Origin of the sequence: Micromonospora phytophila, assembly GCF_023656545.1 — a bacterium.
Taxonomy (GTDB): Bacteria; Actinomycetota; Actinomycetes; order Mycobacteriales; family Micromonosporaceae; genus Micromonospora; species Micromonospora phytophila.
In genome coordinates this window covers 1-19625 of record NZ_JAMOKF010000081.1, presented here as the reverse complement: position 1 = coordinate 19625, position 19625 = coordinate 1, and the positions used below count along the sequence as shown (strand labels likewise).

Genomic DNA, 19625 nt, shown 5'->3' with positions numbered 1-19625 from the left:
TCTGCGGGCCATCCGGATCGACTCGGGTGACCTGGCCGTCATCGCCCAGCAGTCCCGCGAGCTGCTCGACTCGCTCGGCGCCACCGAGACGAAGATCATCGTCTCCGGCGACCTCGACGAGTACGCCATCGCCTCCCTCGCCGCCGGGCCGGTCGACATGTACGGCGCGGGCACCGCCGTGGTCACCGGCTCCGGCGCGCCCACCGCCGGGCTGGTCTACAAGCTGGTCGAGGTCGACGGGCGCGCGGTGGTCAAGCGCTCCGAGCAAAAAGCCACCATCGGCGGCCGCAAGGTGGCCGTACGCCGGCACAAGCCGACCGGCACGGCCACCGAGGAGATCATCGTGCCGCAGGGCGTGCCGGACCGGCAGCCCCACGACCGGCTGCTGCAGCGCACCTTCGTCGCCGACGGCGAGCCGGTCGACGCGCCGACGCTGGACGAGTCGCGGGAGCACCTGCGGCAGTGCCTCATCTCCATCCCCTGGGAGGGGCTGAAGCTTTCCGGCGGCGACCCGGCCATCCCGGTCACGGTCGTACCCGCGGACTGAACCGCCCGTTCGGCGGACCGGAGCGTCATGAGAGGAGCACCCGGGTGAGCAACGCGTTGATCATCGTGGACGTGCAGAACGACTTCTGCGAGGGCGGCTCGCTGGCCGTCGGCGGCGGGGCGGACGTGGCGGCCGGCATCACCCGGCTGCTCGCCGCCGAGCCGGACCGCTGGGAGCACGTGGTGGCGACGAAGGATTACCACATCGACCCGGGCGCGCACTTCGGCGACCCGCCGGACTTCGTGGACTCCTGGCCGCAGCACTGCGTGGTGGGGACCCCGGGCTCGGAGTTCCACCCCGACCTGGCCACCGACCGGGTCGAGGCGATCTTCCACAAGGGCGAGCACGCCGCCGCGTACTCCGGTTTCGAGGGGCACGCCGACGACGGCGAGTGCCTGTCCGACTGGCTGCGCCGGCACGGGGTGGACCGGGTCGAGCTGGTGGGGATCGCCACCGACCACTGCGTCCGCGCGACGGCGCTGGACGCAATCCGGGAGGGCTTCGCCACCACCGTGCTGCTGGACCTGACCGCCGGGGTCGCCCCCGCCACCACCGACGTGGCGCTGCGGTCGCTGGAGGGAGCCGGCGTCACGATGCGCGGGGAGCCTGTGATCCGCAGCGCATGATCCGGTAATTCGTTGGCGGGTTGCCTGCCCGGCGTCGAGGATGACGCCCGGAGGTACGGACCGACATGAAGATGAAGCCTTACCGGGAGGCGCTCGCCCTACCCGGTCTCCGGTCGTTGCTGCTGGTAGCGGTCCTCGCCCGCATTCCGCTCACCGCGACCGGCGTGACGCTGACCTTCTACGTCGTGCAGGACCTCGGGCGGGGCTACGGCGCGGCCGGGCTGGTCGGCGCGGCGATCACCGTGGGCGCCGCCATCGGCGGCCCACTGCTCGGCCGACTGGTCGACCGGCGCGGACTGCGTCCGGTGCTCGTGCTGACCGCCGTCGCCGAGGCGATCTTCTGGTCGACCGCACCGACGCTCTCCTACCTGCTGCTGCTGCCGGCCGCGTTCCTCGCCGGCTCGCTGGCGCTGCCGATCTTCTCGGTGATCCGCCAGTCCATCGCCGCGATGGTGCCCGCCGAGCGGCGCCGCCCCGCGTACGCGCTGGACTCGATGTCGGTGGAACTGTCGTTCATGGTGGGCCCGGCCCTCGCGACGGTGGCGGTCACCGCGATCTCCGCCCGGACCACCCTCTACCTGGTCGGGGCCGGCATCGTCGCCGCCGGCGCCGGGCTCTGGCTGCTCAACCCGCCCACCCGCGGCGCGGCGGAGCCGACCGGGCCGCAGCGCCGGGTACCCCGCCGGGAGTGGCTCACCCCGCGACTGCTCGCCGTGCTGGCCGTCAGCACCGCCTGCACCCTCGTGCTGGGCGGCACCGACGTGGCGGTGATCGCCGTGCTCAGGGCCAGCGGCGAGGTCGGCTGGACGGGTGCCGTCCTGGCCATGTGGGCGGTCGCCTCGCTGGTCGGCGGCTTCGCGTACGGGGCGGTCAGCCGCTCCTTCTCGCCGCTGGCGCTGATGGCCGCGCTCAGCCTCTGCACCATCCCCGTCGGGCTGGGCGGGTCGCACTGGTGGCTGCTCTGCCTGGCGCTGATCCCCGCCGGGGCGCTCTGCGCGCCGACCATCGCGGCCACCTCCGACGCGGTCAGCCGCCTCGCCCCGCCCGAGGCGCGCGGTGAGGCGATGGGTCTGCACGGCTCCGCCATCACCGTCGGCATCGCGCTGGGCGCCCCGCTCGCCGGCGCGGTGATCGACGCCTCCGCGCCGCTGTGGGGCTTCGCGGTCACCGGGGCGATCGGCGTGCTGGTGGCCCTGGTGGTGCTCCCGGTGCAACTGCGGCACCGCCGGGAGGCCGCCGCCGGTGGCGCCCCGGTCGAACACGCCCCCGCCGACCTGGCTCCCGCCACCACCTGACCACCCACACAAGCCCACCCCCGCACCGCCGCACCGCCGCACCCGGCACCCGGCACCCCGGCGGCAGTTGACCGCTGGCGGCGGGGGCCCGCCACCCTCCCGTCTCCCCGCCCGCTCCGCGCACCGACGGCTCCAAGATCCATACAACTTCCCGGAAATAGTGCCCGCCCGCGACCAGCGAGGCCACTATTTCCGGGAAGTTGTCGCCTCCCCAACCTCCGCCCCACCTCGCCTGACGGGCTGGGCAACAGCCGCGGGGTCCGGGGTGCGGGGGCGCGGGGTTCGGGTGCGGCGTGCGGAGGGGTGCGGGCGGAGTTGACGAAGAGGTTCGGTTCGGAACAGGGCCGAATTCAGACCAGAACTTCTTGATCAACAAGCTGGCAGGCGGCAGGACTTGTGGGTGCCGGAGGCCGTACCGGTGGTGGACGGGTGCCCGAGAAACAGGGACGCGAGAGCGCGACGGCGTGGAACGGCGACGGGCGCCGTACCCCGGTGGGGTGCGGCGCCCGTCGTACGTGGTGCGGAGCGGTCAGTGCCGGTCGATGTCGGAGGCGGTGTCCTCGCGGTAGCTGGCGCCACCGTCGGACTCGCTGGTGAGCGGCTTGGCGCCACCCTCCGGCGGGCCGGCCAGGGACTGGCCGCCGGCGGCCAGCTCGGGGAACTTGTGGTCGAAGGCCGGCCGCTCGGAGCGGATCCGCGGCATCCGGTCGAAGTTCCGCAGCGGGGGCGGGGAGCTGGTCGCCCACTCCAGCGAGTTGCCGTGACCCCAGGGGTCGTCGACCTCGACGACCGGACCGGACTTGTACGACTTCCAGCAGTTGTAGATGAACGGCAGCGTCGAGATACCGGTGATGAACGCGCCGACGGTCGAGATCATGTTCAGCGTGGTGAAGCCGTCTTCGGGCAGGTAGTCGGCGTACCGGCGCGGCATGCCCTCGGCGCCCAGCCAGTGCTGCACCAGGAACGTGGTGTGGAAGCCGATCATGGTCAGCCAGAAGTGGACCTTACCCAGCCGGTCGTCGAGCATCCGGCCGAACATCTTCGGGAACCAGAAGTAGATGCCGGCGAAGACGGCGAACACGATCGTGCCGAAGAGCACGTAGTGGAAGTGGGCCACCACGAAGTAGTTGTCGTGCAGGTGGAAGTCCAGCGGCGGGCTGGCCAGCAGCACACCGGTGAGACCGCCGAAGAGGAAGGTCACCAGGAAGCCGAGCGCGAAGAGCATCGGCGTCTCGAAGCTGATCTGGCCCCGCCACATGGTGCCGATCCAGTTGAAGAACTTCATACCGGTGGGCACGGCGATCAGGTAGCTCAGGAAGCTGAAGAACGGCAGCAGCACCTGGCCGGTGGCGAACATGTGGTGCGCCCACACGCTCATCGACAGGCCGGCGATGGCGATGGTCGCGGCGACCAGGCCCTTGTAGCCGAAGATCGGCTTGCGCGAGAAGACCGGGATGACCTCGGTGATGATGCCGAAGAACGGCAGCGCGATGATGTACACCTCGGGGTGGCCGAAGAACCAGAAGAGGTGCTGCCAGAGCATCGGCCCACCGGTGGCCGGGTCGAAGACGTGGGCTCCGAGGATGCGGTCGGCTGCCAGCGCGAAGAGCGCGGCGGCCAGCAGCGGGAAGACCAGGATCACCAGGAGGCTGGTGACCAGCATGTTCCAGGTGAAGATCGGCATCCGGAACATCGTCATGCCGGGGGCGCGCAGGGTCAGGATCGTGGTGATCAGGTTGACCGCGCCGAGGATCGAGCCCAGACCGGAGATGGCCAGGCCGACCACCCACATGTTGGCGCCGACGCCCGGGGAGTGCTCGACGCTGCTGAGCGGCGTGTAGGCCGTCCAGCCGAAGTCGGCGGCGCCACCGGGGGTGATGAAGCCGAGGGTCGCCATCGTGCCGCCGAAGAGGAACAGCCAGTAGGCGAAGCTGTTCAGCCGGGGGAAGGAGACGTCCGGCGCGCCGATCTGCAGCGGCACCACGTAGTTCGCGAAGGCGAACACGATCGGCGTCGCGAAGAACAGCAGCATGATCGTGCCGTGCATGGTGAACAGCTGGTTGTACTGCTCGGGCGACAGGAACTGCAGCCCTGGCCGAGCCAGTTCGGCCCGCATGATCAGGGCCATCAGGCCACCGATCATGAAGAACGCGAACGCGGTGACCATGTACATGATCCCGATCTGCTTCGCGTCCGTGGTACGCAGCAGCCGCGCGATGGCCGACCCCTTGACCGGCGCTCGGACCGGCCAGGGCCGGGTCACGACCGGCTTGGGTGCGACGGTGGTCACGAGTGGCCTCCGGTTCTGGGTTGTCCCGCTCGGCACGCGCTGTTTTCGGCGGGCCGTCATCCGCAAGGAGGATAGTCCCCGGCAGGTGGCAGCGCCGCGTGGGGTGGTGGGGTAGCCTCCGCCACCCCGCCCCGGCGGGCGGTCGCCCGGGCGCCCCGGGGCGCGACCCGCCCGCGCCCTACAGCGGGCCGAGCAGCAGTCGGTAGTGATCTCCGAAGATCCGCCCGCCGCGCCCGCGCAGCAGCGGGTCGCGCAGCGCTGGCGGCACGTCGCGGGTCCGGTTGCGGTCCCGGGTCCGGTCGCGCACCCATCGGGTACGCGGGCGGCGACGACTCTCGTACGCGGTCAGCGCCGCCTCCACGCTGCCGGCCGCCTTCAGCGACTCGGCGAGCACCACGGCGTCCTCCAGCGCCATCGCCGCGCCCTGGGACAGGGTGGGCGCGGTGGCGTGCGCGGCGTCCCCGACGAGCAGCACCCGTCCCCGGGACCAGCGCCCCAGCTCGACCTCGTCGGTGATCCCGACGTGCACCCGGTCCAGCGCCTCCAGCACCGCCGGCACGGGCCCGCGGTAGTCGCCGAAGAGTTCGCGCAGCCGGGCCACTGGGTCGGCCGGGAGGGCGGTGCCGGCCTCGTCGGCGTAGCAGTGCAGCCGCCCGGCGCCGATCGGCACCACCAGGAAGCCGGAGCGCTGGCCGAGCAGGGCCGTCCACTCGGCGACCCGGGGCCCGTCGCGCACCACGGCGCGGTAGACGACCTGGCCGGCGGGGCGGGGCGGGCCGCCGAGCGCGGCGAGCGTACGGATCGACGAGCGCGGGCCGTCGGCGCCGATGACCAGGTCGTACTCGGTGGTGGTGCCGTCGACGAAGGTGACGCCGACGGAGGTCGGCAGCAGGTCGATGGTGCGCACCTCGGCACCGTGCCGGACGGCGCCGCCGGCGCCGGTGAGCAGCACGCGGTGCAGTTCCGCGCGGGGCAGCGCCCGGCACTCGCCCACCCCGGCCCAGAGCGCGTCGAGGTCGACCTCGCAGAGCGGGGCCCCGGCGGCGTCGAGGAAGCGCTGCCGGTGGACGACCTGCCCGAGGGGGCGGACCGGGCCGTCGAGGTCCAGCCGGCGCAGCGCGCGGGCGGCGTTGCCGGGCAGGTAGAGCCCGGTGTCGGTGAGCTCGCCCTCGCCTGGGGGGAGCTTGTCGGTGACGTCGGGCCGGAAGCCCACCATCCGCAGCGCCCGGGCCACGGCCAGACCGGCGATGCCCGCGCCGACGACGAGGATGCGCAGGGGGGAGCCACCCATGGTGGTGTACGCCTCCGGAGGGGGGTTCGGCACGCGTTGGAGGCAAGACACTACTCGGTGCAATCGACGCACACCAGGGTCGATCGGTCGGCGAGTCCCGACCCTCGGCGTACCGCGTCGATCCGGCGTCGGAGCAGGTCACAGCCGGTCGGTTGACGGCAGGGCGTCCAGGATCCGAAACAACTGGATTGGTCCAGTTGCACGACTGTTTCAAACATGTCAATGTGTCGGCGGAGCTTGGGAGCGCTCCCGTCCCGTACTCCCGACCGTCCGGCGCCCCACGCCGAAGCCCAAGGAGCATCCATGAGACGTCCACTCCGGGCCATCGCCGCCGCCGGCCTGCTGGCCGCCGGCTCGATCGTCGCCGTCGCCCTCGGCGGCACCGCGTCTGCCGACACCCAGATCTGCGAACAGTTCGGCTCCACCACGATCCAGAACCGGTACGTGGTGCAGAACAACCGCTGGGGCACCACCGCCCAGCAGTGCATCAACGTCACCGGCACCGGCTTCGAGATCACCACCCAGAACGGCAGCAACCCCACCAACGGCGCCCCCACCGCCTACCCGTCGGTCTTCTTCGGCTGCCACTACACCAACTGCTCCCCCGGCACGAACCTGCCGATCCAGGTGAGCCAGATCAGCAGCGCCACCAGCAGCATCAGCTACCGGTACGTCAGCGGGGCCGTCTACAACGCCTCGTACGACATCTGGCTCGACCCCACGCCGAAGCGGGACGGGGTGAACCAGATGGAGATCATGATCTGGCTCAACCGCCAGGGCGCCATCCAGCCCATCGGCTCGCCGGTCGGCACCACCACGCTGGTCGGCCGCACCTGGGAGGTCTGGCGCGGCAGCAACGGCGCCAACAACGTCATCTCGTACGTCGCGCCGTCGCCGGTCAGCAGCCTCGACTTCAGCGTGCTCGACTTCATCAACGACGTGAAGAACCGAGGCGCGATCACCAGCTCCTGGTACCTGACCAGCATCCAGGCCGGTTTCGAGCCGTGGCAGGGCGGCGCCGGCCTGGCGGTGACGTCGTTCTCGGCCGCGGTCAACGGCGGCGGCAACCCGACCACGCCCCCGCCGACCACGCCGCCCCCGACCACCCCGCCGCCCACGGGTGGCAGCGGCTGCGCGGTGAAGTACACGCCGAACGCCTGGAACAACGGCTTCACCGCCGACGTGCAGATCACCAACACCGCCTCGAGCGCGATCAACGGCTGGACCCTGGCGTACTCGCTGCCGGCCGGTCAGCAGGTGACCAGCTCGTGGAACGCGACGGTCAGCCAGAGCGGATCGGCGGTGACGGCCCGCAACGTCAGCTGGAACGGGTCGATCGCGCCGGGCGGCACGGCGAGCTTCGGCTACCAGGGGACGCTGAGCGGGGCGTACTCCTCGCCCACCAGCTTCACGCTCAACGGCGTGGCCTGCGCGCGCCGCTGACGTCGGGCAGTGACCGGCAGCGGGGCGTGACGACGTGTCACGCCCCGCTGCCGGCGAAGGCCGGTCAGACCCGGATGAGGCGGACGGCGTCGGCGATGACCAGACCGGCGGCCGAGCTCCACCGGCTGACCGCCACCCGGTTGGCGTCCCCGGCGGGCAGGGTGAAGGTGCCGAGGATGCGCCACTGCCCGCCGGTGACCCGCTGGTCCACGTAGACGGTCCGGTTGCCGGTGGTGGTGGCGACGATGTACGGGGTCGAGGCGTTGTAGCCGGCGTTGGCGGGCCACCAGGCCTCGACCCGGTAGTTCGCCGTCGCCGGGACGTTGAACCTGTACCAGGCGGCGTCGCTGGCGGCGACCGGATCCGCGTAGCGGTAGTCGGCGCCGTAGCGCTGCGCGGAGTACGACGAGACGCCCCAGCTGGCGCTGGCGGTGAACCGGCCGGCGGTGGTGTTGTCCACCACCGAGCTCCACGTCGTCCCGCCGGCCATCTTCGCGGCCACGTCGGCGCGCATCACGTTGAGGTCGATGAAGGACGGGTCGATCTTGCCGGTGGTGCTCGTCTCCCGGTGGCCCCGGGCGTAGCTGGAGTCCTTGCCGAGCCGGGTGAGCACGGCGGCGGTGGCGGCGATCGACGCGTTGTACTGGGCCGCCGTCATCTCCTGGCTGACCCCGTTGTAGTCGATCTCCCAGCCGATCATCAGGGTGTTGCCGTCGCCGGCGGGGATCGGTCCGCTGCCGCCGCTGACGCCCGCGTGGTTGCAGCGGCCGGCGGAGATGACGTGGAAGACCCCGTGGTAGTCGACGAGGGCCTGGCAGAGCGGACCGGGCAGGTCGGACCGGCCGTTGATGCAGATGTTCAGCGCCGGGTGCGGGTTGGTGGCGCTGGAGGTCGCCGCGGTGTGGTGCCAGAGCACCCCGATCGGGTTGAAGTCGCCCGGGCGCATCCGGTTGAGCCAGTCGCCCTCGACGACGACCTGCACGCCCGCGCCCCGCAGCACGTCGACCAGCCAGGGAATGGTCGCCATCAGGACCCCCCGAGCAGGTCGGCGAGGCACTCGGGCTTCGGCGCGGCGGCGGCGGGGGCGGGTCGGACGGCGACGGTGGTCAGCGCGGCGGCCAGCAGGGCCGGTATGCCCAGCACACCTCGGCGGCGCAGACGGGTGGATCGTGACGGGGCCATGGCGCTCCTTCAGCGACGGCGGAGGGTCCGACGGGGATCGACGACCGTGATGACGGGCACGCTATATCGTCACGAGCGTCTATGTCGATACCCTTCAATGCCGATGTGACGGCTGAAGGAAATTGGCAAGCGGGCGCGGCGGCGCTGCCGCCGGACGGGCGGTCAGGAGCCGCCGAGCGCGTCGATGTCGCGCATCTCCTCGGCGGTCAGCGAGAAGTGGAAGATGTCGGCGTTGGCGCGGATCCGCTCCGGGGTCACCGACTTCGGAATCACCACGATCTCGTGGTCGATGTGCCAGCGGAGCACCACCTGCGCCGGGGAGACGTCGTGCGCGGCGGCGATCCGGATCAGCACGGGATCGGCGAGGTCGCTGGTCTTGAACGGGCTGTAGCCCTCCAGCACCACGCCCCGGTCCCGGTGCTCCTTGTGCCGCTGCCGGTCGTAGAGCGACGGGCTCCACCGGATCTGGTTGACCGCCGGGTTCTCCTCGGTCGCCTGGATCAGCTCGTCGATCCCGGCGGTGCTGTAGTTGCTCACCCCGACCGCGCGGGTCAAACCCTCGTCCCGGGCGGCGAGCATCTCCCGCCACATTGGGATGCTGTCCCCCGGGTTTGACGGCGGCCAGTGCACCAGCCAGAGGTCGACGTGGTCGACGTCGAGCGCGCGCAGGCTCGCCTCGATGGTCTGCCGCTCCCGGCCCACCCGGTCCGGCGGCAGCTTGGTGGTGATGAAGACGTCCTCCCGGCGCAGCCCGCTCTCCTGGACCGCCCGACCGACCTCCTCCTCGTTGCCGTACATGGTGGCGGTGTCCACGTGCCGGTAGCCGGCGTCGAGCGCGGCGAGCACGGCGTCGTAGCCGGCCTGGCCGGTGGCCTGCCAGGTGCCGAAGCCGAGCAGGGGCATCCGCACCTCGCCGGAGAGCGGGACGGTGGGCTGGTCCTCGTGATCCATGACGACGGTTCTACCCCTGATCGCCCCGGGCACACCGGCGCACGGCGGCCGAGCGGAGAACCGCCGCAGGGTTGGAACCAGACATACCGGGGCGCCGGGGAACCGGTGGCCGGCGGATCGGTGCGGATTGCCGGAGAATGCGGGTGTGGCTGACCCGCTGGAGGAGTACCGGCGCAAGCGGGACGCCGCGCGCACCCCGGAGCCGGTCCCGCCCCGACCACCACGGCGGAAGAAGCCGGCGGACGGCGCGGCCCGGTTCGTGATCCAGCAGCACCACGCCCGGAGCCTGCACTGGGACCTGCGGCTGGAGCACGAGGGCGTGCTCGCCTCCTGGGCGGTGCCGCGCGGCCTGCCCCGGGACACCCGCCGCAACCACCTCGCCGTGCACACCGAGGACCACCCGATGGAGTACCTCGACTTCCACGGCGAGATCCCGGCCGGCGAGTACGGCGGCGGCCGGATGACCGTCCACGACCGGGGCACCTACCGCTGCGAGAAGTGGCGGGACGACGAGGTGATCGTCGTGCTCGACGGCGAGCGGACCTCCGGGCGGTACGTGCTCTTCGCCACCGGCGGCAAGGACGGCAAGGACTGGATGGTCCGGCGTACCGACCCGCCCCCGGAGGGCTGGACGAGCATGCCGGAGCTGGTCCGCCCGATGCACCCCACGCCGGCGGCGAAGCTGCCGAAGGACGAGACGCAGTGGGGCTACGAGCTGCGCTGGGACGGGGTGCGCGCGCTCGCGTACGTCTCCGGCGGGCGGCTGCGGCTGCTCTCGGCGGACGACGAGGAGATCACCGGGGCGTACCCCTGGCTGCGGGAGCTGGCCGAGGAGCTGGCTCCCACCGAGGCCGTGCTCGACGGCGTCCTGGTCCGCATCGACGGCGCGGGCCGGGTGCGCCCGGCGCGCGGGCGGCGCGCCACCCCCGACGCGCTGTACCTGATCTTCGATCTGCTCTGGCTGGAGGGCGTGACCAGCCTCGACCTGCCCTACGCGCAGCGCCGGGAGCTGCTCGACGGTCTGGCGCTGGCTGGCCCGCACTGGCAGACTCCGCCCTGGTTCCCCGGCACCGGCGCCGAGGCCCTGCGCACCGCCCGCGAGCAGGGGCTGCCCGGCGTGGTGGCGAAGCGGCTGGACTCGGTCTACGAGCCGGGCCGACGCAGCCGGCGCTGGTCGAGCATCGACACGAGCTGATACGGCGAGGAGCATCGTGTACCTGAGCCACCTGGAATGCCCGCGCTGCGGCCGGGAGCAGGACGCCGGCAAGCCGGCCAACCTCTGCGACTGCGGATCCCCGCTGCTGGCCCGCTACGACCTGGCGGCGGTGGCGAAGGTGGTCACCCCGGAACGGTTCCCGCTGCGCCCGGCCGACCTGTGGCGCTACCGGGAGTTGCTGCCGGTGGCCGACCCGCGGCACATGACCACGCTGGGCGAGGGCTGGACGCCGCTGCTGCGCACCCCGACCTACGGCGCGGAGATCGGCGTCGCGGACCTGATGGTCAAGGACGAGGGGCTGACCCCGACCGGGTCGTTCAAGGCGCGCGGGGCGGCGGTGGGCGTCAGCCGGGCCCGGGAGCTGGGCGTGGAGCGGATCGCGATGCCGACCAACGGCAACGCGGGCGCGGCCTGGGCCACCTACGCCGCCCGGGCCGGGCTGGGCGCGACCATCGTCATGCCGCTCGACGCGCCGACCATCTGCCGGCGCGAGTGCGTCGCCGCCGGGGCCGACCTGCGCCTGGTCGACGGGCTGATCAGCGACGCCGGCCGGCACGTCGCGGCGCTGGTCGCCGACTCGGGCGGCGCGATCTTCGACGCCGACACGCTGCGCGAGCCGTACCGGCTCGAGGGCAAGAAGACCATGGGGTACGAGATCGTCGAGCAGCTCGGCTGGCAGGTGCCCGACGTGATCATCTACCCGACCGGCGGCGGGGTCGGGCTGATCGGCATCCACAAGGCGCTGCACGAGCTGCGCGAGCTGGGCTGGGTCGGGGACAAGCTGCCCCGGCTGGTGGCGGTGCAGTCGACCGGCTGCGCGCCGATCGTCCGCGCCTTCGCCGCCGGGGAGGACCGGGCGCGACCGTGGGCGGACGCGCACACCGTGGCCTTCGGCATCACCGTGCCGGCCCCGCTCGGCGACGAGCTGATCCTCGCCGCGCTGCGCGAGAGCTCCGGCACCGCGGTGGCGGTGGACGACGCGGAGATCCTGGCCGACCTGCGGGACTTCGCCGCCCGGGAGGGACTGCTGCTCTGCCCGGAGGGGGCGGCCTGCCTGACCGCCGCCCGGCAGCTGCGCGCCAGCGGCTGGATCCGGGCCGGCGAGCGGGTGGTGGTGCTCAACACCGGGTCCGGCCTGAAGTACCCCGAGACGGTGGACGTCGCAGGTCTCCCGGTCCTGCCGGCCTGAGGCCGGCCCGCACCGGCGGGCACCGCTCGCCTTCAGTCGCCGGTGGGCTCGGCGCCTTCAGTCGCTGGTGGGGTCGGTGAGGCGCCAGGCGGCGTTGATCAGGCCGATGTGCGACAACGCCTGCGGGGTGTTGCCCAGATGTGCGCCGGTGGTCAGGTCCATCTGCTCGCTCAACAGGCCGACGTCGTTGGCGTGGCCGACCACCCGCTCGAAGAGCGCCTCGGCGCGGGCCTGCTCGCCGGCCAGCACCAGGCACTCCACCAGCCAGAACGAGCAGAGCAGGAAGCCGGCCGGGTCGGTGTCCCAGCGACGCACCAGCCCGTCGTCGGTGCCCAGTTCGCGCGCGACCGCCTCGATGGTGGACCGCATCCGCGGGTCGGTGGCGGGCAGGAAGCCCACCACCGGCAGCATGAGCACCGAGGCGTCCAGGCTTGGCGAGCCGAACGCGGCGGTGTAGGCGCCGACCCGCTCGTTCCAGCCCTCGCGCAGCACCGCCGCCCGGATCTCGTCCCGGATGGCCGCCCAGCGGCGCGGGTCGGCCCGCTCGCCGAGCTTGGGCGCCAGCGCCACCGCCCGGTCCATCGCCACCCAGCAGAGCGCCTTCGACGTCAGGTAGTGCCGTTCGGCTTCCCGGGTCTCCCAGATGCCCCGGTCGGGCATGTGCCAGGTGCGGACCACCTGCTCGGTCAGGCCCAGCACCATCTCCCGCAGTTCCTCGTCGAAAATGTCGCCGAGGTAGTCGTGCAGCCGCCAGACCGCCGAGATCACCTCGCCCGGGACGTCGAGCTGCCGCTGCAGCCAGGCGTCGTTGCCGATCCGGACCGGGCGGCTGTCGGCGTAGCCGCGCAGGTGCGGGCACTCGTGTTCGGAGATGTCCCGCTCCCCCTCCAGCCCGAAGAGCACCGGCACCGGCTCGTCACCGACCCGGCCGATGGAGCGGGCCGTCCAGGCGAAGAGGCGGGTCGCCTCGGTCGGGCAGGCGGCCACCCAGAGGGCGCGCATGGTCATCGCGAAGTCGCGCAGCCAGGAGTAGCGGTAGTCGTAGTTGCGGTCGCCGCCGAGCTGCTCCGGCAGCGACGTGGTCAGGGCTGCCGCGACCGCGCCGCTGCGGGCGTACGTCAGGCCGGTGAGCACGGTGGCGCTGTGCCGGACCAGGTCGGGGTAGCGGCCGTCGTACCGGTGAACACTGCGGTACGCCTGCCACGCCCGCACCGTCTCGGCGAGCGTGGTCACCGGGTCCAGCCGGGCCGGCGCCGCCCCGTACGCCCGCCCGTACGCCAGGTCGAAGCCGATCACCTGCCCGGCGTCGACCTCGAACTCCTGGTGGACCCGGTCCCGCCCGGCGTGCAGCGGCATCCCGTCGGCGCGCAGGGCCACGACCACCGGGCCCGCCGCGGCCAGCACGCCACCGCCGGGCTGGTCGTGCAGGTACGGGGTGAGCAGCCCGTACTCCGGGCGGGGGCGGAAGTCCAGCTTCATCCGGACCCGCCCGGTCAGCCCCTCGACCACCCGCAGCAGCACCGCCGGCGAGTTCATGCCCAGCTCGTGGCCCCGGGCGCCGAACTCGGCGGCGAGCGCGTCGGTCACCGCGACACTGCCCTGCGGGGTGTGGTGCACGGTGCGCAGCACCAGCGAGTCGGTGACGTACGCCCGTTCCGTGCGGTGCCCGGGCCCACCGGCGGCGACGGGCGCCAGCCGCCAGTGGCCGGCGTCGGGGTCGAGGAGCCGCCCGAAGACCGACGGGGCGTCGAAGCGGTCCGGGCACCACCAGTCGATCGAGCCGCCTCGATCAACGAGGGCGCCCGATCGGGAGTCGGAGAGGAATCCGTAGTCGGAGATCGCCGGCTGCTCCACCCGCTGCGGGTACCCCGTTCCGGCGACATCAGACGGGGCCGGCGGCGGGCCGCCGGCCCCGACGCTCAGGAGGTGGGCGGCTCGTCCTCGCCGGCCGCCTCCGCCGCCTCGGCCTCCTCCTTCGTCCGGTGCACCGCCTGGTCGGCATGCTCGGGTGGGCCGTAGACGGTGTAGAGCACCAGCGGGTTGGGGCCGGTGTTGACGAAGTTGTGCTTCGTGCCGGCCGGCACCACCACCAGGTCGCCCTGGACGACCTCGCGCTTCTCCCCCGCCACCCGGGCCTCGCCGGTGCCGCTGACGAAGGTGAGGATCTGGTCGATGTCCTCGTGGACCTCCTCGCCGATCTCACCGCCCGGCGGGATCGTCATGATCACCAGCTGGGTGTGCTCACCCGTCCACAGCACCCGCCGGAAATCGGGGCTCTTCTCGGCGACGGTCGCGATAGTGAAATGCTCCATGTCGCGCACATACCCGCTTCGGGCCGCCGCCACGCCGGGACTGGCGGATGGTGGAATTCCCCACTGGTCGAAGGTTTGGGTCGCGGGGGAACGGGGATCGTCACAACTGACCGGCGCACCACCGGTCGAGCCAGGTCCCCACTGGCGTACCGCCGTACGGCTGCGGTGGTGGGAGACGGCCAGAGCGCGGCGACGTTCCGACCCGCGGGTCGAGCGGCGCCGTGCGCTCGTGTTCGGGGCCGTCAGGCCAGCACCGCCAGGTGGAACGGACGGTCGGCGAGGGTGCCGTCGCTGGTGAAGGTCTCGACGAAGACGGCGTTCGGGATGCCCGTCCGCCCGGCGACGGCGATCCGCCCCGAGGGTGCCACGCCCACGTTGCCGGGCAGTCCGATCGTGCCGACGTACCCGGCGGCCGTCACGTCCTGGTCGAAGACGACCTGGTACATCCCGGTGGCCAACCGGCTGGCCACGGCGGCGCCGAGCCCCCGCACGAGGCTGCCGTTGGCGTCCACCACCGCGTAGAGGACCCGGGCGGTGGTGGGCAGGCCGACGCCCGCGCAGGTGGTGACCTCCCCCTCGGCGCGGGCGAGGTCGTCCTCCCCCCGTCCGGGCTGGACCACCGACCCGCGTCGGGTGCGTGAGCTGGGCATTGCGATTCCTCCCCCGGCCGTGCGACACGGCGGTGATGAGGCACTTGTGGCGACTGAGGGTGATCAGCGGCGATCGACACCCTTTGTGGTCGAACGTATGTCGCGGATCGCCGCGGCAGCCAGCCGAAAACTGTCCGATCATGGACAGACGCCGATCCGGCAACCCCGCTGAGCTGGTACGCGGCACCGCGGACCGAACAGCCCTGTGACGTTCGCCGATGTCTGGCTAGATTGAGGTATGGTGCCCGCCCACGGGGGCCGGGCGGCGGAACCGGTCTACCGCCCCATCCTCGCCAGCCGGCGGGGTGAGCTGGAGGCGCTGAGCCACCTCGACGGCGCCGTCACGTCGTTGCTCGCCCCGGTCATCCAGGTGTCCATTCTGGATTCGTTCACTCTGGACGTTTTCGGTCGGCTGCCCGAGGGGCTGCTGCCGGCCGTCGACGTCACCGCCCTGCCCGACGCGCCGGAGACCGAACTGGTCCGTTGGGACGTACCGCTGGTGCCGGTGATCGGGCTCGCGGAGAGCGACCGGCGGCTGGTGGCGCACGGTGCGGCGGCGCGCGCCCACGCCCACCGGTCGGTGGTCCGGCTCCGGGTCGGCCAGGACCGGGCCGGTCCGGACGCGACCACCACGGCGGCGGAGCGGATCTGGCGGCTCACCCGGCTGGTGCCCGAGCAGTGCGACCTGCTGGTCGACGCCGGCGACGTGTGCTGCGCGGCCGACGTACGGGTGGCCGAGCCCCGGATCCGCCGGCTGCTGGAGTGGGCCCGCCGGCACTCCTGGCGCTCGGTGAGCGTGGCGGCGGGCGGGATGCCCCCGACGATGTCCCGCCTGCCCACCGACGAGCCGGTACGCGTCGACCGGTGGGACTGGCAGCTCTGGCAGCGGCTGGCCGACCTCGGCGTCTCCTACGGCGACTACGGGGTCGGCTCGGCGGTGCCCGGCGCCGACCAGCCCGGCGACCGGCTCCCCACCGTGCGCTACACGGCCGACGGGGCCTGGTGGGTGTACCGCTGGTCCCGGCGGGGCGGGCGGGGCGACGACCGGTTCGCCGACCTGTGCCGCACGCTGGTCTCGGCCCCGAACTGGCCGACCGCCGGGGCGGCCTTCTCCTGGGGCGACCACGAGATCCTGCGGCGCGCCCGTCGCGGGGCCGGAGCGGGTTCGATCAGCAACTGGGCGGCGTGGGGCACCTCGCACCACCTGGCGCACGTGCTGGCCACGCTGACGTCCCCGGGCCGGGAATCCCGGCCCGGCCCGTGGCGCTCCGCTCAGCCGGCTCCCGAGCGGGGTCGCCCCGCCCGGCCGCACCGGGGCGGGGAGACCCGCCGGGCCGGCTGAGGCGTCACTGCTTCTCGGTGAAGCCGAACTGCACGATGCCCTCGTCGTCAACGCTCGCGTCGACCGAGGCATCCCCGAGCAGCTCCGCGGCGTCGGAGTCGAGGAAGATCCGGGCGCCCTGGTTGTCGACGACGTGGTCGCCCTCGATCGGCTCGGGGACCAGCTCGACGGTGAGCGAACCCGCCTCGGCGTCGGCGGCGATACGAACCCCGCCGTCCTCGGCGACGTCCTGCTGGTTGGCGAGGTCACGGATGACCAGCACGGCGTTGTCGGTCATGGTGAGCATGGCGGAACTCCTCGTGGATTCTCGGGTCAGCGTGCGGACCGGGCTCGGCCCGCGGGCGAGCGCACGTGGGAGGCGATGGAGGGGCGATCGGATCATCGCCGTCGCAGTCGGGGCAGCTGAGGGCCCCCTTCACGGCCTACGTTGCCCCCTGGCGGGGGATCCGTCAAATAGATGGGGGTCAGTGCCCGGCCGCGGCCGGGGCGAGCCACGCGCGAATGTCGCGTACCGCCGCGCGACCGGCCCGGTTGGCGCCGATCGTGCTCGCCGACGGGCCGTACCCGATCAGGTGAATGCGCTCGTCGGTGGCCACCCGGGTGCCGTCCATCGTGATACCGCCACCGGGGGCGCGCAGCCGCAGCGGGGCGAGGTGCTCCAGCGCGGCCCGGAAGCCGGTGCACCACAGGATCACGTCCGCGGCGACGAAGCGCCCGTCGTCCCAGGCGACCCCGTCGGGCGTGATCCGGTCGAACACGGGTAACCGCTGCAGGACGCCCCGCTCGCGCAGCCGCCGCACCTCCGGGGTGAGCGGCAGGCCGGTGACCCCGACCACGCTCGCCGGTGGCCGTCCGGAGCGCACCGCCTCCTCGACCAGCGCCACCGCGGCGCGACCGCGTTCGGGGGTGAACTCCTCGTCCCGGAAGTCGGGTGGCCGGCGGGTCACCCAGGTCGTGCCGGCCGCGACGGTGGAGATCTCGCCGAGCAGCTGCACGGCCGACGTTCCGCCGCCGACCACCACGACCCGCAGTCCGGCGAACTCCGCCGGCCCGCGGTAGTCGGCGGTGTGCAGTTGCCGCCCCCGGAAGGTGGACCGGCCCGGGTAGTGCGGCCAGAACGGCCGGGTCCAGGTGCCGGTGGCGTTGATCAGGGCGCGGGTCGACCAGCGGCCCTGGTCGGTGGCGACGTCGAGCCGCCCGTCCGGCCGGTCGTGCACCGCGTGGACCAGGACCGGGCGCCGCACCGGCAGCGCGAACTCCCGCTCGTACGCGGCGAAGTAGTCGCTGACCACCTCGGCCGCCGGCCGGTCCGGCGCGGCCGCCGGGAACGGCAGGCCCGGCAGGTCGTGGAAGCCGTGCACCCGGTCGAGCCGCAGGGTCGGCCAGCGGTGCCGCCACGCCCCACCCGGGCCGTCGCCGCCGTCGAGGATCACGAATCCGGCACCGGGCACGAAACCGGCCCGGCGCAGGTGGTGACCGGCGGAGAGGCCGGCCTGGCCGGCCCCGATCACCAGTACGTCGACGGAGCGCTCCTGCATGCCGGGTGCAACAACGGGCGGGCCGCCGGGCTGCCCGGCACGGACGTCTCACCGCTCACACCCCGGCCCGCGACCGCCCGTGGCCAGCCGGGCGGACGCGCGCACGGAGACGAAAATTTCTTTCCGTCGTCAGCCTTCTCTGGCAGATATCTCCGTGGCAGCATCAGCGCATGCATCGTCGTCTCTTCCCCCGGACGCTCGCGCTGGTGGCGCTGGCCGCCGCCGCGGCCACCGCCGGCGCGCCCACCGCCACCGCCGAGTCGCCGACCCCCGCGGCGACCCGCCTGAACGCCACGATCGACGCGATCCTCGCCGACTCCCGGCTGGCCGGGGCCCAGGCCTCGGTGGTGGTCAAGGACGTCGCCACCGGCGAGACCGTCTACCACCGCAACGGCGACCGGCGGCTGGTGCCCGCGTCCAACACCAAGCTGCTGACCTCGGCCGCCGCGCTGGAACTGCTCGGCCCGCAGCACCGCCTCACCACCGACGTGCGCGCCGGCGGCACGCGGCACGCCGGCGTGGTCTCCGGCAACCTCTACCTGCGCGGCGGTGGCGACCCGACCATGCTCGCCGCCGACTACGACGCGCTCGCCGCCCGGGTCGCCGCCCAGGGCGTCCGGGTGGTCACCGGCGACCTGGTCGCCGACGACACCCGCTACGACGACACCCGGCTCGGCCCCGACTGGACCTGGGACGACGAGCCCTACTACTACGCCGCCCAGGTCTCCGCGCTCACCGTCGCCCCGGACACCGACTACGACGCCGGCACCGTGATCGTCAACGCGGCGCCGGGCGCCACCGCCGGCGCGCCGCCGGTCGTCACCACCACCCCGGCGACGGGGTACGTCCGCATCGACAACCGGGCCGAGACGGTGGCCGAGGGCGAGACCTCGATCTCCTTCGAGCGGGAGCACGGCGGCAACACCGTCGTGGTCACCGGGCAGATCGCGCTCGGCGACTCCCCGCAGAGCGACTGGGTGACGGTCTGGGAACCCACCGGGTACGCCGCCGACGTCTTCCGGTCGGCGCTGCGCCGGCACGGCGTGCGGGTGCTCGGGCGGACCGTCCTCGGGCAGGGCACCCCGCCGGGGGCGGCCGAGGTGGCGCGGCACGACTCGATGACCCTGGCCGAGCTGATGGTGCCGTTCCTCAAGCTCTCCAACAACGGGCACGCCGAGGTGCTGACCAAGGAGATCGGCCGGATGCGCTCCGGCGCCGGCACCTGGTCGGCGGGGTTGACCGCGATCGGCGGGTACGTCGCCGCCGCCGGGATGGACACCGCCACGCTGCGCCAGCGGGACGGCTCGGGGCTCTCCCGGCGCAACCTGATCCCGGCGGCGGAGTTCGTGGACCTGCTCGCCGCGGCCCGCGCCGAGCCCTGGTTCGACACCTGGTACGCCGCGCTGCCGATCGCCGGTGAGGCGGACCGCCTCGTCGGCGGCACGCTGCGCAGCCGGATGCGGGGCACCCCGGCGGCGGGCAACGTCCACGCCAAGACCGGCAGCCTGACCGGTGTCTCCGGCCTCTCCGGCTACGTCACCGACGCCGACGGCCGGGTGCTGGCGTTCTCGATCCTGCTCAACAACTACCTGGCCTCGTCGGTGAAGGGGTTGGAGGACCAGATCGCGGTGGCGCTGGCCTCGTACACCGACAAGAGCGGGACCGCGGCGCGGGTCGCGCCGCCGACGGCGCCCGAGGCGTCGCGGGCCCCGGAGGACCGGGAATGCTCCTGGGTCAAGCCGATCGCCTGCTG

General features: G+C 73.1%; 18 protein-coding genes. 8 read left to right on the top strand and 10 right to left on the bottom strand.

The window, feature by feature from the left end:
• The 3 genes from NCC78_RS12975 to NCC78_RS12965 form a co-directional block, all read left to right on the top strand.
• Window positions 1-547, top strand: a 547-nt coding sequence (locus NCC78_RS12975; protein ID WP_504920025.1) for a beta/alpha barrel domain-containing protein, incomplete at its 5' end; no start/stop codon positions are given.
• 44 nt (window positions 548-591) lie between these two features.
• The gene (locus tag NCC78_RS12970; protein ID WP_250794738.1) at window positions 592-1173 is read left to right on the top strand and encodes an isochorismatase family protein; all 582 of its coding nucleotides are present in this window, start codon (window positions 592-594) and stop codon (window positions 1171-1173) included.
• A gap of 65 nt (window positions 1174-1238) precedes the next feature.
• Window positions 1239-2468 (top strand): MFS transporter, encoded by a 1230-nt coding sequence (locus NCC78_RS12965; RefSeq protein WP_250794736.1) that lies wholly within the window; start codon window positions 1239-1241, stop codon window positions 2466-2468.
• A 529-nt stretch (window positions 2469-2997) separates the two neighbouring features.
• Here NCC78_RS12965 and ctaD read toward each other — a convergent pair.
• Together ctaD and NCC78_RS12955 are read right to left on the bottom strand one after the other, a co-directional pair.
• Window positions 2998-4758 carry an aa3-type cytochrome oxidase subunit I gene (gene ctaD, locus NCC78_RS12960; RefSeq protein ID WP_250794733.1) on the bottom strand — a complete coding sequence of 587 codons (1761 nt, stop codon included), beginning with the start codon at window positions 4756-4758 and terminating at the stop codon, window positions 2998-3000.
• A 178-nt stretch (window positions 4759-4936) separates the two neighbouring features.
• A complete protein-coding gene (locus tag NCC78_RS12955) occupies window positions 4937-6049 on the bottom strand; it encodes an FAD-dependent monooxygenase (RefSeq protein ID WP_250794740.1) in 1113 nt (370 codons plus the stop codon).
• Window positions 6050-6352: 303 nt separating this feature from the next.
• On the opposite strand from NCC78_RS12955, the gene NCC78_RS12950 reads away from it, so the two are divergent.
• Window positions 6353-7492, top strand: a complete 1140-nt coding sequence (locus tag NCC78_RS12950; RefSeq protein WP_250794731.1) for a glycoside hydrolase family 12 protein — start codon at window positions 6353-6355, stop codon at window positions 7490-7492.
• Between the two features lie 64 nt (window positions 7493-7556).
• On the opposite strand, the gene NCC78_RS12945 is transcribed toward NCC78_RS12950, so the two are convergent.
• The 3 genes from NCC78_RS12945 to NCC78_RS12935 all read right to left on the bottom strand — a co-directional run bounded on the left by NCC78_RS12945 (window position 7557) and on the right by NCC78_RS12935 (window position 9625).
• Window positions 7557-8519: a golvesin C-terminal-like domain-containing protein gene (locus NCC78_RS12945; RefSeq protein ID WP_250794729.1), complete on the bottom strand. Its 963-nt coding sequence runs from the start codon at window positions 8517-8519 to the stop codon at window positions 7557-7559.
• Window positions 8519-8674, bottom strand: coding sequence for a hypothetical protein (locus NCC78_RS12940; protein ID WP_250794727.1), 156 nt, complete (start codon window positions 8672-8674; stop codon window positions 8519-8521). The genes NCC78_RS12945 and NCC78_RS12940 overlap by 1 nt, the downstream gene beginning before the upstream one ends.
• A 162-nt stretch (window positions 8675-8836) precedes the next feature.
• Complete coding sequence (locus tag NCC78_RS12935; RefSeq protein ID WP_250794725.1) at window positions 8837-9625, bottom strand: aldo/keto reductase; 789 nt, start codon at window positions 9623-9625, stop codon at window positions 8837-8839.
• A gap of 145 nt (window positions 9626-9770) precedes the next feature.
• Between NCC78_RS12935 and NCC78_RS12930 the strand changes: the two genes are divergently transcribed.
• A complete protein-coding gene (locus NCC78_RS12930; protein WP_250794723.1) occupies window positions 9771-10820 on the top strand; it encodes a DNA polymerase ligase N-terminal domain-containing protein in 1050 nt (349 codons plus the stop codon).
• A gap of 16 nt (window positions 10821-10836) precedes the next feature.
• Complete coding sequence (locus NCC78_RS12925) at window positions 10837-12030, top strand: threonine synthase (RefSeq protein WP_250794721.1); 1194 nt, start codon at window positions 10837-10839, stop codon at window positions 12028-12030.
• A gap of 57 nt (window positions 12031-12087) precedes the next feature.
• Here NCC78_RS12925 and NCC78_RS12920 read toward each other — a convergent pair whose 3' ends face one another.
• The 3 genes from NCC78_RS12920 to NCC78_RS12910 all read right to left on the bottom strand — a co-directional run bounded on the left by NCC78_RS12920 (window position 12088) and on the right by NCC78_RS12910 (window position 14992).
• Complete coding sequence (locus tag NCC78_RS12920) at window positions 12088-13884, bottom strand: glycoside hydrolase family 15 protein (RefSeq protein ID WP_250794719.1); 1797 nt, start codon at window positions 13882-13884, stop codon at window positions 12088-12090.
• 65 nt (window positions 13885-13949) lie between these two features.
• Window positions 13950-14342 carry a cupin domain-containing protein gene (locus tag NCC78_RS12915; protein WP_250794717.1) on the bottom strand — a complete coding sequence of 131 codons (393 nt, stop codon included), beginning with the start codon at window positions 14340-14342 and terminating at the stop codon, window positions 13950-13952.
• Between the two features lie 242 nt (window positions 14343-14584).
• A complete protein-coding gene (locus tag NCC78_RS12910; protein WP_250794715.1) occupies window positions 14585-14992 on the bottom strand; it encodes a hypothetical protein in 408 nt (135 codons plus the stop codon).
• 238 nt (window positions 14993-15230) lie between these two features.
• Between NCC78_RS12910 and NCC78_RS12905 the strand changes: the two genes are divergently transcribed.
• On the top strand, window positions 15231-16334 hold the full coding sequence (locus NCC78_RS12905; protein WP_250794714.1) for a beta family protein: 1104 nt from the start codon (window positions 15231-15233) through the stop codon (window positions 16332-16334).
• A 4-nt stretch (window positions 16335-16338) separates the two neighbouring features.
• On the opposite strand, the gene NCC78_RS12900 is transcribed toward NCC78_RS12905, so the two are convergent.
• Window positions 16339-16620, bottom strand: a complete 282-nt coding sequence (locus NCC78_RS12900; RefSeq protein ID WP_250794712.1) for an adhesin — start codon at window positions 16618-16620, stop codon at window positions 16339-16341.
• Between the two features lie 178 nt (window positions 16621-16798).
• Window positions 16799-17872, bottom strand: coding sequence for an NAD(P)-binding domain-containing protein (locus tag NCC78_RS12895; RefSeq protein WP_250794710.1), 1074 nt, complete (start codon window positions 17870-17872; stop codon window positions 16799-16801).
• A 170-nt stretch (window positions 17873-18042) separates the two neighbouring features.
• On the opposite strand from NCC78_RS12895, the gene dacB reads away from it, so the two are divergent.
• Window positions 18043-19625: D-alanyl-D-alanine carboxypeptidase/D-alanyl-D-alanine endopeptidase (dacB, locus tag NCC78_RS12890; RefSeq protein ID WP_250794708.1), on the top strand; the 1583-nt coding region annotated here is incomplete at its 3' end.

Bases quoted from the DNA above. Each gene is read 5' to 3' on its own strand.
- NCC78_RS12955 (WP_250794740.1), bottom strand. From the start codon at position 6,049: ATGGGTGGCTCCCCCCTGCGCATCCTCGTCGTCGGCGCGGGCATCGCC.
- NCC78_RS12935 (WP_250794725.1), bottom strand. From the start codon at position 9,625: ATGGATCACGAGGACCAGCCCACCGTCCCGCTCTCCGGCGAGGTGCGG.
- NCC78_RS12940 (WP_250794727.1), bottom strand. From the start codon at position 8,674: ATGGCCCCGTCACGATCCACCCGTCTGCGCCGCCGAGGTGTGCTGGGC.
- NCC78_RS12910 (WP_250794715.1), bottom strand. From the start codon at position 14,992: ATGCCCAGCTCACGCACCCGACGCGGGTCGGTGGTCCAGCCCGGACGG.
- NCC78_RS12945 (WP_250794729.1), bottom strand. From the start codon at position 8,519: ATGGCGACCATTCCCTGGCTGGTCGACGTGCTGCGGGGCGCGGGCGTG.
- NCC78_RS12905 (WP_250794714.1), top strand. From the start codon at position 15,231: ATGGTGCCCGCCCACGGGGGCCGGGCGGCGGAACCGGTCTACCGCCCC.
- NCC78_RS12950 (WP_250794731.1), top strand. From the start codon at position 6,353: ATGAGACGTCCACTCCGGGCCATCGCCGCCGCCGGCCTGCTGGCCGCC.
- NCC78_RS12965 (WP_250794736.1), top strand. From the start codon at position 1,239: ATGAAGATGAAGCCTTACCGGGAGGCGCTCGCCCTACCCGGTCTCCGG.
- NCC78_RS12900 (WP_250794712.1), bottom strand. From the start codon at position 16,620: ATGCTCACCATGACCGACAACGCCGTGCTGGTCATCCGTGACCTCGCC.
- NCC78_RS12895 (WP_250794710.1), bottom strand. From the start codon at position 17,872: ATGCAGGAGCGCTCCGTCGACGTACTGGTGATCGGGGCCGGCCAGGCC.
- NCC78_RS12915 (WP_250794717.1), bottom strand. From the start codon at position 14,342: ATGGAGCATTTCACTATCGCGACCGTCGCCGAGAAGAGCCCCGATTTC.